Here is a 13,359-nt window from a genome sequence, read left to right as displayed (position 1 = left end):
GTCATGTACCGTTTGACATTTGGGACATTGCCAGCTACGAATATCTAAACTCAGGTTATCTAGTTGATGTAAGCAGTTACTACAAGTTTTTGAACTGGGGAAAAATCTATCGATTTCGATATAGATTCTTCCCTCCCACTCAGACTTATACTTCAACATGGTGCAAAATTGACCCCATCCAGCATCACTGATTGATTTAGCTAGTTGGGAATTTTTTACCATGTTTATAACTGCCAGATTTTCGACAATTATGACTTGGTTTTCGTCAACTAATTTACGACTTAGTTTTTGTAGAAAATCTTCACGACATCTGGTGATTTTTGAATGTACTTTAGCAACTTTAATCCGTGCTTTGTTACGATTGCTAGACCCTTTTCGTTTGCGACTCAGTTGCTTTTGTCTCTTGGCTAGTTTCACTTCATATTTACGGTAATATTTGGGGTTGCCATGCTTAGTCCCGTCGGACGTAATTGCATAATGATTTATCCCCATGTCTACACCAATAGCTTTTCCCTCTGACGATGAAACAGGCTTATCTTTACCATCATCGTAGAGACAAGCGGCGTAGTATTCACCTGATGGATTTAGCGATACGGTAACAGATTTTAACTTTCCTTCGAGCAATCGAGATACTTTGCAGTAAACCTTACCTAGTTTTGGCAACGTGAGATAGTCGCCATCTAATTTAATTCCTTGTGGGAATCGGATAGATTGCTTTTGTCCCTTTTTCTTGAAATTTGGGTATTTAGCGCGTTTCTCAAAAAAGTTCAAAAAACCACTAGACAAATCCAATGCTACTTGCTGTAAACATTGTGAAGGTGGTTCTGTTAACCATTCATATTCTTTTTTCAGCGAAGGTAACAAATTAATGATGTCGTTTCGACTTAAACCCTTACCTGTTGCTTTGTAAGTTTCACTGGTTAGGTTAAGCGCAAAATTGTAAAACCACCGTACACATCCAAACGACTTAGCAAGCAATATAGATTGCTCTTGAGTCGGATAGATTCTGTACTTGCAGGCTTTTAACATGGCACTTACCAAACTATACTTGCTATGGTAACATAAAGTGAAACAAAAGTAAAGTCCCCCTAGAAGAGGGAGGTTTTAGACCCAATTTTTCGATAATTTCAAACAATTTATTTTATTGAGGACCGGTGTATCCCCTATGGCAAACCTGATCGGCACAGACAGCAACGACTTTATTCTAGGAACTCCGCTGAGCGATCGAATTCGCGGCTTAGATGCCGATGACACGCTCCTGGGTGCGGGAGCAGATGACACCCTAGAGGGCGACGCAGGCAACGACCAGCTTCTTGGAGCTGACGGAGCAGATTCGCTGATTGGCGGTGAAGGAAATGACCAACTCATTGGCAACCAAGGCCGCGATTCTGCCAGCGGCGGGAACGGCGACGACTCGATCCGCGGCGGTTTGGGCAACGACATCCTCGAAGGCAACGACGGGATAGACAGCGTGGTGGGAGACGCAGGGGACGACTTAGTTTTTGGCAACGCAGGCTCGGATGTGATTGCCGGCGGTACTGGCAACGACACGCTCACAGGGGCTGACGGCGACGATTCCGTGTTCGGGAATGCTGATGACGACTTTCTCTACGGGGATTTGGGGAACGATTCTGTCAACGGCGGTAGCGGCAGGGATCAAATGTTGGGCGGTGGCGGCAACGATTATTTGACTGCCGAGGAGGGCGACGACACTTTGTACGGCAATGCCGACAACGATTCGCTCTTCGGAGACGCTGGTAATGACCAGATATTCGGCGGCAAGGCTAACGATACAGCTTTTGGCGGCAGCGGTTCCGATACCCTTCGTGGCGATGAAGGCGACGACTCGGTACTGGGAGATGAAGGTAATGACTTTCTGTTTGGTGGCAAAGCTAATGATGGTCTCGACGGCGGTTTAGGCGATGACTCCTTGGCCGGAGGTATCGGCGACGATACAATTTTGGGCGGTTTTGGCAATGACAATTTATTTGGAGCAGAGGGTAATGATTCTCTGATCGGAGGTGAGGGCTCGGATACTCTGACTGGCGGCAGCGGCAGCGATGTCTTTGGATTGGGAGCCGGGCCTGGCAGTGTGGCTTTAATTACTGATTACAATGACACAGAGGATTTCTTTGGACTGCCGAGCAATTTATCTTTCGCTCAACTGGTAGTTAGCCAAGGTAACGGTGCAAATGTCAGGGATACAGTAATTACGATCGACGGCAAGCTTTTAGCAATTTTGACCGACACTCCGGCGGCGCTGATCGATCCCACTGATTTTATCAGTGTGACTGGGACGGGTACCCCGAGACCAACTACGACTACAGTTACAACCACAGTTACAACCACAACTAGAGATCTAACTTCGGCTGCAACTCCGGCTGCAACTCCGGCTCCAACTCCGGCTCCGACTCCGACTCCGACTCCGACTCCGACTCCGACTCCGACGCCAACTCCGACCCCGACTCCAACTCCGACTCCCACGCCGACTCCGACTCCGACGCCGACTCCCACAGCAGCACCGACTCCGACTCCGACTCCGACGCCGACTCCCACAGCAGCACCGACTCCGACTCCGACTCCGACGCCGACTCCGACAGCAGCACCGACTCCGACTCCGACTCCGACGCCGACTCCGACTCCGACTCCGGCTCCAACTCCGACGCCGACTGCTTCGAGGATTCCGATTCCGCCGACAGTTAGCGTGCCTGATTCGCCCCTGCGGTCAATTAGTTCGATCGCCCCCCCGTCGGCTCCCGGACTATTGCCAATGCCCGGGCAGACGCCGATATTCCCGACGGGGCAGAACCCGATACCCTTACCTCCTACACCACCTTTTGGGTTCTAGGCGCGATCGAGCAAGCTCCTGACACGCCAGTTGCGAGTGAGTGAATTAACTCGCAACTGTTTTCGTATAGTGAACAAATTCTTGACGAATCCTAATCGATTCGCTCATGAAAGCAAGTTGCGAGTGAGTGAATTAACTCGCAACTGTTTTCGTCTATTGACACTCCCCGGCTTTGAAAGCGCGGGGATTCTTGGTTCTGCGACAGACCTTAAAACTATCTATCCTTGCGGCAATACTTGAACCCAATACCCGTTCAAAAGAACCAAGTACCGAGCCTAACTTAGATAACTCCAGAGGGGTTGTCTCCCCAAGCTTTCGAGAATTGCTTCTCTTGTTTCTGTGTGCCCCACAGTACGTTTTCGATCAAAAAAGTTTAGTCTCTGATTTTGGCTTACGTTAGGGGGCCCAACTATGTTTATTCGTGGTTTTCGTCACCCACTAGCCATTATTGTTTTGGGACCAGTCGTTTGAGCGTGGTGTCTCATGTGTATCGGCGGTTATTCTACCTGTGGCACAAGTATCATTGTATCCTGTCTTAAATAAAACGCCAGAAAAATTTTAAATAAATATTAATGAGACTAGATAACTTAAACAAAAACTGAAATCAATTAAAGCCGTCCTATAAGGACGGGGCTTTGTACCCAATTTTTTGGTAATAGGGTTCCCAGGCTGACCACGGAAAGCACATAGGTGTGTAGTCATATCTCAAGAGTGAATGTTTTGGGCGTAGACTTTCCCCCAGTCCGGGGGTAGGTTTTTAAATCAGGTCCGATCTGCTTGTTCTACCATATTCATTTGTTTAGATGGATGTGTTATTTTACTTGAAAATGGAAAAAGCCGTCCTACAAGGACGGGGTTTTAAACCCTATCTTCTGATAATGGGATATGCTACCGTTTAAAACCAGCGCGCGCTCAGCATCCGACTCAGCGAAAAAGTTTCGTAGTAAGCGTAACGGCTCGGGAGCCAAAAACGTAACGCATTGAATAGCGCTTTCAATATTTTGTTGAAAGCTTTGAGAGATACCTCCCTATCAGGCACCGCTCACACCGATGCCCGATCGGCCATACACAGTAGATTTAGGTGAATTCCTAGATTTACCGGGTTAAATGTATGTGAAAACTCATGCACTTATGCACTCAAAACTCAAAACTCAAAACTATTTAAGACCTTGCGGAGGCTCGGCCGAGTCTTGTGGCGACTCGGCGGGAGAATCTTCTAGGGGAGATAATTGTTGGGTGTACCCCAAGAGCGATCGAAGTTTCATGCGGTGGATGTAAGGCCAGCCACCATTGGCTTCAATATTCTTGAGTAGTTTGTAAAGTGCTTGGCGGTTGTCGGGAAAAGACGCTTGAAATAAACCGTCCCGAATTTCCCGGTGCGAAGCTTCCAGGGTCCGCAGCAGGGCCAAAAGCAGCAGACTGTCTCCCTGACAACTTTCGGCTAAAGTCCGAATCGCCTCTGTCAGCGATTGCATTTGAGACTGCAACTTTTCTGACTCTAAATCTTTGCCGTTGTCCATACCGCTGCTTCCTTTGAAATCTACAAGGCGTTTGTCCCCAGCCTTTTGGTCAGCCGACTAATCGAGCTAGTCGCGATCGCCATTCGGGGCCATAAGCAAAGTAACTTAAGTAGGTTGACTTAAGCAATATTAATTTGCAGTCCAAGTCAGGAAAAGAGCACAACCCGTCGTACCATGTGTATTGGGCTGCGATCCGAACGTCAGGAACCTCAGCTATCAGGCATGAGGCTTGAAGGAGAAATCTAACAAGCCGTTCCCCTAGGGCCATCGTCTTAACTGACTACGTTTATTGAGTCACGACACCCTGGAATGCGTAGCTAGTCCCTTGCTCTGTCGTTGAGAGTTAAACAGTTCTAAGGTCACTGGAACAGTGCTTTCAACCTAACAAGCTCACTAAACTTTGGCGAAGTACAGACGACCTGGCAGGTCGTCTCTTCTACTCCGAAAAGAGATTGAGGCAACCATACCTCACAGGAGGGGCAACCATACCCCTCCACCCCGCGAGGGGATTCAATTCAACGTAAAGCCGTCCTAAAAGGACGAGGTTTCAACCCTCCGCTAGGCTGCGCCCATAGTTCTGATGATTGAGAAATCATAAGTTCTTGCTTATTTTCACTCTCACTAGCTTGATTTTGTCGGTCAATGCCGGTGTCGGTGAAGCAAGCGATCAGGATCTAAATGCTGCCCAAAGGGCTGGCTGTGCCTGCCGGTGGGCAATTATATTTTGCTCGAAGTAGGGCTTTTTCTTAACTATCAGCCGGTTCGCCCAAGGCGTGTATTTAGAGGGGAGTTAAAGGAGGCGCCCCGGCCTCCTTACCCTGAATCCACGCCTCTTGATGAAAGGCGTGGCGGTCTGAGATTGGGAAGCTGGCCAATTATATTTTCGGAGCATCCTGATTTTCAATGTACTTTCTGGCACGTTGAAACAGTAATGAAGAAAGTGGCGGTGGTTCTACGTCACTCAAAAAAGCCCCTGCCTCCAGCGAAAAAGAAGCCTGCCGTCAAACGGTACTCGGTTGACCGTCAGGTTTGTTAACTATAATCCGATGTTGGATATTGAGGTTGGCAGTCAACGACCCTGGTCTAAAGACACGCTGGCTTCGGGCCTGAAAGCTTGAATCACAGTTGACCAGACTCAGTACCTGCGTACTACGTTAACGGTAAGAGTTAAAGACCTACCAGGGGATGCTTTGCATAGTTCCTTGAAGCGCGAAATTTAGGACTAAACAGATTTATGGGGTTAAGTCAGTGTCCTAAATATAGTATCGGCCGTTAACTCGCGGGGCAGTACAGACGACCTGGCAGGTCGTCTCTTCTACCCCTCTCAATTAGGCTCGAAAGAGCAAACATTATGCGTGAGCGGGTTGCGACCTTTGAGGTGGTAATTGTCAAGAGTGAAAGTACACTACATTCATTACACCTTTTCTAGCAATCCCCGTGTAATGGAAAGATTCACGGCGGTTGAAACCGCCGATTCGTTTCCCACGAGCGCGTCTAAAGAGGCGCTCGGAACCCACTTACCGAATTTTTTTATGAAATATCGTGCTTTAATAGTTGCACTTTTAGCATTTTGCATGAGTGCGCTGGTTGCTTGTTCTTCTGCTCCTGCTGACACGACGGTGGCGACTACCGAGTTGCTCACCTACGACGAGATTAGAGGTACTGGATTGGCTAATAACTGCCCTAGCTTGGCAGAAACTTCTCGGGGATCGATCCCCATCGAAGCGGGCGCCACCTATAAACTGACTGGTTTGTGTTTGCAGCCCACAACTTATTTTGTGAAGGAAGAACCAGCAAACAAACGCCAAGAGGCGGAATTTGTGCCTGGTAAATTGCTGACGCGGTTCACGTCGAGCATTGACCAAGTTCAAGGTACGCTCACGGTGGGTAATGACGGGACTCTGACTTTCAAAGAAGAGGACGGCTTGGACTTTCAAGCAATTACGATTCAATTACCGGGCGGAGAGCAAGTACCTTTCTTGTTCACTATTAAAGAGTTGGTAGCCAGTTCGGAGTCCGGAGTGGTTGCTATCAATACTTCGACCGATTTGAAAGGCGAGTTTAACGTTCCTTCTTACCGCAGCGCAGGCTTTTTAGACCCTAAAGGTCGCGGGGTATCGACTGGCTATGACAATGCTGTAGCGCTTCCGGCTTCTGACAATTCCAAACGTGTGCGGGCTAATGTTAAGGTAGCTGACACCCGCGCCAAGGCGGGCAAAATTTCTCTCCAAGTTGCTAAAGTCAACAGCGGCACTGGCGAAATCGGCGGGATTTTTGAGAGCACGCAGCCTTCTGATACTGATTTGGGAGCTAGACCCGCTCTGGATGTGAAAATTCGGGGTTTGTTTTACGCTCGGATTGAGCCTTCTGTATCGTAAAATTCGCTTTCTGGATCGATCGAACTTGAGCAGTTTTTTGCCCTAAAGCTACTGCTCGCCCTTCATTAGCCAACAGTCTTGAGCCATATAACTTAAGACTGTTGACTAATGACTAAATTTATGATCCCATTCTGGTCAGTCGCAAGTTATTAAGTGGGAATTTTTAATTAATTAAAGTATGGTATTCAAACCGCTTTCTGCTTATAATTTAGTGTTAAAAAATACCGCTTAAATTCTGGATTGTGCCGATTGCCGAATACCTGCTAAAATTCTGCCTTTTGCCGAAGACCTTCGGATAATCCCCCTAGATCGGGTGCACCTTCCCAAAGTTCAACGGGTGTGTCCGCTATCACACCTGTTAACTATCAGCCGGAGAGTCCAAGGTGTGTATTTAGAGGCGAGTTAAATGAGGCGCTTGGGGAACCTTCGTACCCCGAATCCACGCCTCTCGATCAAATGCGTGGCGATCGTCTTTATGGGCGATCGGGCGAATTATATTTCGGGAGCATCGTGATTTTGAATGTACTTTCTGGCACGTGGAAACATTAATGAAGCAAGTGGCGGTGGTTCTGGGTCACTCAAAACAGCCCTGGGGTCGAGGGAAAAAGAAGCCTGGGGTCTAACGGTACTAGGTTGACCGTCAGCTTTGTTCACGTGCTAGGATTGCACTACAATCAAGGTCAACGACCCTGGTCTAAAGATACGCTTGCTTCGGGCCTGAAAGCTTAAACCACAGTTGACTAGACTCAGTACCTGCTGTACTACGTTAACGGTAAGAGTTAAAGACCTACCAGGGGATGATCAGCTAGTTCCTTGAATCCGGAAATTTAGGATTAAACAGATTTATTCGGTTAAGTCAGTGTCCTAGATCGAGTACCGGCCGTTAATTAAGGCGCAAGCTAACATTATCCCTCAGATAGAGGCGAGAAAGAGCAAAACCATTATGCGATCGCCCGTTGCAAAATTTGAGAGGGTAATTGTCAAGAGTGAAAGTACACTATAAAAGTACACCGAATCTAGCAATCCCCCGGTAATGGTAAAGATTCACTCGCTTATGGAAATCCCCGCGTCGTTTCCTTCTTAGGTCTAAAGACGCGCTCGTTTTTAAATTACCGAATTTTTTAGATGAATTTTTTTAGACTAGATTGGAAACTAGATCTGAAGCAAAATCAGTCCTCTGCTCTACCAACCCTTATGCTGCTATGTCTACCACAGTGCCGAACGAGCTAAAAAGCGAAAATTTGCAATTGTTGCGCGAGTACCAACTTTCTAGATCGAATGAAATCCGCAATCAGTTAGTTAAACTGAATATTGGACTGGTGAGAAAAGAAGTTTACCACTGGCTCAACCAGTGCAGTGAAAGCTACGACGATTTGCTGCAAGTCGGGTGTATTGGGTTGATTAGGGCGATCGAGCGATTTGATCTGTCGAAGGGACACGCTTTTAGTTCCTTTGCAATTCCCTACATTCGGGGCGAAATTCAACACTACTTGCGGGACAAAAGCCCTTCTGTGCGAGTTCCCCGCCACTGGCTGTCCCTGGAACGCAAATCTGTAGCAGCGATCAAGGATTTGCAGGTGCAGTTCAACCGCAAACCTACGGATGCTGAAGTAGCAGCAGTGCTTGAGGTTTCTGTAGAAGAATGGCAAGAAATTAAGTTGGCCCATCTCAACCGATCGCCTCTGAGTTTGGACGCGCCGGTGCAAGATGAAGATGAGGGGGCTACTTGTCTGGGAGAATTGGTTCCCGATAGCAAGTATCGGAGTTTTCAGTTGGCCCAAGAGGATCAAATCCGCCTACAGCAAGCTTTGGCTATGTTGGAAAAACGGACTCGCGAGATATTGGAGTTCGTTTTTCTCTACGATTTGACGCAGAAGGAAACGGCTGAACGCTTGGGTATCAGTGCCGTGACTGTTTCTCGGCGAGTTAAGAAGGGGCTGGATTTGCTGAAGGAAATTATGACGAAACAGCTTTAGTTATTAGCCATTGGTCATTAGTCATTAGTCATTAGTCATTGGTCATTAGTCATTGGTCAGCAGTAGTTATACCAATTCTGAAAAGTAGTGCTATATATAAATTATCAGCTATCGTCTGTAGGGAAACGGCACTGCCGTGTCCTGCAGGCGGTGAGAGCGAATGAACCATAATTTATCAAGGAAATTGGGTCTAAAACCCTGTCCTTCTAGGACGGCTCTAATTTCTTAAATCCCTTCCTAAAAGTCAGGAAATTTCTAGTATACTAGAGTAGTCAAGGTTAAACTCCTGCGCCCGGAGTGCATAAAAACAGTTAACGACACACTTTTAGGCGTAAACCGGGGGACTCATAGTGGCGAAAACTCTATAAACAGCTAGGGGCTTAACACAGTTCCTTTAACCAGAGAAACAAACTATTTAGTCTTGTTAAGTAGGGTAGGGCATACCCGAACTCTAGGTAAATATCCTAGTACGCTTTTGGAGATAGACCCTCTGGGGTTACTGTGAGTTGAACTCGTCAATTCGTATTTTGTACGGTTGAAAGGTTTAAGAAGTGCCGAAAGGACATAGCGCTTAAAGGTCAGTCGATGAATTAAGAATCCCCACGCCTGAAGGCCCGGGAGTGTCAAATAAGACAATTACTGTAGCAAGACTTTTTAAAATGGGTATTAGTCAACAGTCAGCAGTAGTCAGTCAACAGTCAATAGTCAACAGCGATCGGTAATTAGTCAGTTGCTACCAAGAACAAATAGCAAATGACTAATGACCAATGACTAATGACTACTAACTAATTTTTAGATGCTGCGGACAAATTTATCGAGCCTTTCTACGGCTTTTTTAATTGTGCCTAAATCGGTGGCGTAAGACAAGCGAATGTGGTCGTCTGCACCAAAAGCAATCCCCGGAATAACTGCTACTTGCTGCTGTTCTAAGAAAGCGTCGCAAAATTCCAGAGAATTCATTCCAGTCTTGCTGATGTTAACAAACATATAGAAAGCACCGTCTGGTTTGATGCAGCTAATTCCAGGGACAGCATCGAGTAATTCAAATATTACCTGACGCCTTTGGGCAAAAGCTTGACGCATTTTTTCGACAGACTCTTGGCTGCTTTCCAAAGCGGAGATCGCGCCGTACTGTGCAAAGGTACACACGTTTGAGGTACTGTGACCTTGAATGGTGCTGGTGGCTTTGATTAATTCGATCGGCCCGGCCAAATAACCGACTCGCCAGCCTGTCATCGAGTAAGCTTTGGCAAAACCGCTGCTGATCAGGGTGCGATCAAAGATTTCTTTGCCTAGGGAACCGATGCTGACGTGTTGAGCGTCGTCATATATAATTTTTTCGTAAATCTCGTCAGCAACGACTAAAATATCTCGATCGACTATCACCTCGGCCAATGCTTTGATTTCGGCCCGAGTGTACACCATTCCCGTCGGGTTAGAAGGCGAATTCAGCACAAATAACTTGGTTTGGGGAGTAATCGCTCGAGTCAGTTGTTCCGGTGTAATTTTATATCCTGTAGAAGCATCTGTCCGTACAATTACTGGCTTGCCAGTGGCGAGTTTCACCATTTCTGGGTAGCTCAGCCAGTAGGGAGCCGGAATAATTACTTCCTCTCCAGGCTCGATCAGAGCCATCATCAGATTGTAGAGCGAATGCTTGCCGCCGTTGGTGACAAGGATATTTTCTGGTTGATAGTTGAGATTGTTGTCGGATCGGAGTTTGCGGGCGATCGCAGCTTTTAACTGCGGTTCCCCAGCCACAGGACCGTACTTAGTCTTCCCCGCGTCTAAAGCTTCTTTTGCCGCTGCTTTAATGTGTTCGGGGGTATCAAAGTCTGGTTCTCCCGTACTCAAACTACAGACATCAATCCCTTCGGCCTTCATGGCTTTAGCCTTAGCTGCGATCGCCAAGGTTATGGAAGGAGGAACCTCACCCACTCGTGCTGCCAACTTGATCATTGGATTTTAGATATTAGATTTTTGACTTTTGATCATAGGGTGACAAATCTTGATATTCAACCCTTTTGTTAGGGAATTATGACATTTGTTTACATAGTAGGTAAAGGATTAAGCAATTAAAGAATAAAAATTAAAGAAGCTCTTAGTTTAAATTTTTATTTTTAATATTTTAAATTTTGACGTTATTATTGTAGCATTTTTGATGCCTCGTTACCTTCAACCCGGATCTCCAAGCTTATGGATCTCAAATCTCTAATTCGCGACATTCCTGATTTCCCGAAGCCGGGAATTATGTTTCGAGACATTACAACTTTGCTGCGCGACCCGCAAGGGCTGAGCTATACCATTGACAGCTTAGCCGAAAAATGCTCAGGACTGTCTGTTGACTATGTGGTGGGCATGGAATCGCGGGGCTTTATCTTTGGCGCGCCTTTGGCTTATAAAATGGGAATAGGCTTTATTCCTGTCCGCAAACCTGGGAAACTGCCTGGTGCTGTTCATTTTGCTGAGTACGAGTTGGAGTACGGTGTCGATCGACTGGAGATGCACCGAGATGCCATGACCTCCGGTAGCCGAGTGCTGATTGTGGACGATTTAATCGCGACTGGCGGAACAGCGGCGGCGACGGCTAAATTGTTGGAGCAAGCTGGTTGCGAGCTTGTCGGTTTTGCTTTTATCATCGAATTGCAGGCTTTGGGCGGCAGGCAGAAATTGCCGGATGTGCCAATTGTTACGCTAGTGGAGTATTAGTCAGTTAACTGTTGGCTGTTAACTGTTAACTGTTGACTGCTGAATAAAAACTACTGACAAATAAGATCGTTGACCTTGGCATCGGAATAATAATTTTCGGAGTGCAGTGCGATCGTTCCACTCAGCTTCGAGAGTATAATTCCGATGTATAGCAGAAGTCCGATGGAAGTCGGAAGAAGGAAGAAGGAAGAAGCAATAAAATCAATCGTTTCAGCCATTAACAACGTGCTAACCGTCTTGGCGGTTGCTATAACCGGATTTGATATATAGGACTCCTTGCAGGAGTCGTAAACTTTTTACCCCACCCCAACCCTCCCCGAACCCGCTCGCTCGGGAGTAAGAAATTCACAAATGATTTAGGATTGCTATAAGAATAAACTAATGATACCAGTTAGAAAAAAGAATGCAAATGTAAACACGCTCCCAACCTGGTATTTATGAGTCATTCACACTTACTCAATCTAAAATCTAAATTACTCAATCTAAAATCTAAAATCTAAAATCTAAGATCCTATGACTTCTGTTAAATTGAATCAAAATTGGCGAGGGTTGAGTTCTCTGTTTGGCAGCGAGACAAAAACTTATGTTTTAAAGCGACTGTTGCAGGCACTTTTAACCCTATTTTTGGCATCGGCTCTTTGTTTTGCAATTATTGAGCTAGCACCGGGAAATTACTTGGATACTTTGAGCCAAAATCCCAAGATTTCGCCGGAAACACTCAAGCAACTCGAACAGCAGTTCGGCTTAGATAAACCAGCTATTGTGCAGTATTGGCTGTGGCTGCAACAAATTGTGACGCGGGGGAATTTTGGCACGAGTTTTGTGTATCAGCGATCCGTAGCTTCGCTGCTGTGGGAACGGGTACCGGCGACGTTATTGATGGCGATCGCCTCTTTGATTGTAACTTGGGCGATCGCAATTCCTTTGGGAATAGTCGCGGCCGTCAATCAAAACCGCACAGTCGATCGAGTTTTACAAGTAGTCAGCTACACCGGACAAGGATTTCCGAGCTTTATCACAGCTTTGCTGCTGCTATTTTTTGCTCAAAATACTTCACCTCTGTTTCCCATCGGAGGAATGACAAGCATCGACCACGCAGACTTACCTTGGTGGGGCCAAATCCTCGATTACGGCTGGCACTTAATTTTGCCAACTGTCGCCCTCAGCCTTACTGGTTTTGCTGGTTTGCAAAGATTGATGCGCGGACAATTGTTGGACGTGCTGCGTCAAGATTACATCCGAACAGCACGGGCTAAAGGTTTGCCGGACGATCGAGTAATTTACGTTCACGCTTTGCGGAATGCTGTTAATCCGTTGATTACGCTGTTGGGTTTTGAGTTTGCTAGTTTGTTGAGCGGTGCGTTTATTGCCGAATATTTCTTTAATTGGCCTGGTTTGGGAAAGCTTACTTTGGAGGCGGTGACTAATCAAGATTTGTATTTAGTAATGGCAAGTTTGATGATGGGTGCGACGATGTTGATTGTGGGGAATTTGTTGGCAGATTTGCTGCTCAAAGCTGTCGATCCTCGGATTAAGCTGGAAGATTTGAAATAGTAGACTTAACTCAGTAACAGAAGGTACGCAAGGGCGATTTGTAATAGTCAACAGTCAACAGTCAACAGTCTTCCCATTATCCATGCTCCATGCCCCATGCCCCATTTCCCATCTAGGAGTGTTTTATGTCAGAAAAACAACCAAACGAGCAAATAAGTTTTAGCGGCTTTGCGGACTGGTGCAGGCATATTGACAGTCTTTCAGAATCGGCAAGGCGCACAGTTAAAGTGTTGTTAAGTAGTCAGACAGAATTAATTACACAAATACATAGTATAATGATATTCCAGGCAAAATTATGAGTTAATTACAGTTTCATATGATGTTTATCAGAGAAATAAATCCTCTTTCGTCTAAATTGCTCGACTCGAATTCAT

At 46.3% G+C, this 13,359-nt stretch carries 8 protein-coding genes; 5 read left to right on the top strand and 3 right to left on the bottom strand.

Going from position 1 to position 13,359, the window contains the following annotated elements:
- A partial coding sequence (locus tag ACUVJL_RS24465) for an RNA-guided endonuclease TnpB family protein (protein WP_445248210.1) occupies positions 1-1,029 on the bottom strand: 1,029 nt, incomplete at its 3' end.
- A 136-nt stretch (positions 1,030-1,165) separates the two neighbouring features.
- On the opposite strand from ACUVJL_RS24465, the gene ACUVJL_RS24460 reads away from it, so the two are divergent.
- Positions 1,166-2,848, top strand: coding sequence for a calcium-binding protein (locus ACUVJL_RS24460; RefSeq protein ID WP_445248207.1), 1,683 nt, complete (start codon positions 1,166-1,168; stop codon positions 2,846-2,848).
- Positions 2,849-4,005: 1,157 nt separating this feature from the next.
- Here ACUVJL_RS24460 and ACUVJL_RS24455 read toward each other — a convergent pair.
- Positions 4,006-4,368: a hypothetical protein gene (locus tag ACUVJL_RS24455; RefSeq protein ID WP_333133890.1), complete on the bottom strand. Its 363-nt coding sequence runs from the start codon at positions 4,366-4,368 to the stop codon at positions 4,006-4,008.
- Between the two features lie 1,532 nt (positions 4,369-5,900).
- Here ACUVJL_RS24455 and ACUVJL_RS24450 point away from each other — a divergent pair.
- Together ACUVJL_RS24450 and ACUVJL_RS24445 are read left to right on the top strand one after the other, a co-directional pair.
- Complete coding sequence (locus tag ACUVJL_RS24450) at positions 5,901-6,746, top strand: photosystem II manganese-stabilizing polypeptide (RefSeq protein ID WP_445248209.1); 846 nt, start codon at positions 5,901-5,903, stop codon at positions 6,744-6,746.
- A gap of 1,202 nt (positions 6,747-7,948) precedes the next feature.
- Entirely contained in the window at positions 7,949-8,722 is a 774-nt protein-coding gene (locus ACUVJL_RS24445; RefSeq protein ID WP_445248208.1) for an RNA polymerase sigma factor SigF, read from the top strand.
- 792 nt (positions 8,723-9,514) lie between these two features.
- Here ACUVJL_RS24445 and ACUVJL_RS24440 read toward each other — a convergent pair.
- Positions 9,515-10,681 carry a pyridoxal phosphate-dependent aminotransferase gene (locus ACUVJL_RS24440; RefSeq protein WP_445248206.1) on the bottom strand — a complete coding sequence of 389 codons (1,167 nt, stop codon included), beginning with the start codon at positions 10,679-10,681 and terminating at the stop codon, positions 9,515-9,517.
- Positions 10,682-10,918: 237 nt separating this feature from the next.
- Between ACUVJL_RS24440 and ACUVJL_RS24435 the strand changes: the two genes are divergently transcribed.
- The gene (locus ACUVJL_RS24435; protein ID WP_445248205.1) at positions 10,919-11,431 is read left to right on the top strand and encodes an adenine phosphoribosyltransferase; all 513 of its coding nucleotides are present in this window, start codon (positions 10,919-10,921) and stop codon (positions 11,429-11,431) included.
- A 513-nt stretch (positions 11,432-11,944) separates the two neighbouring features.
- A complete protein-coding gene (locus ACUVJL_RS24430; protein ID WP_445248204.1) occupies positions 11,945-12,985 on the top strand; it encodes an ABC transporter permease in 1,041 nt (346 codons plus the stop codon).
- Positions 12,986-13,359: the final 374 nt, after the last annotated feature.

The sequence above is a fragment of the Microcoleus sp. OTE_8_concoct_300 genome (assembly GCF_031383065.1).
Taxonomy (GTDB): Bacteria; Cyanobacteriota; Cyanobacteriia; order Cyanobacteriales; family Microcoleaceae; genus Microcoleus.
The sequence above is the reverse complement of the archived record's forward strand: the minus strand, read 5'-3'. Positions and strand labels throughout refer to the sequence as shown.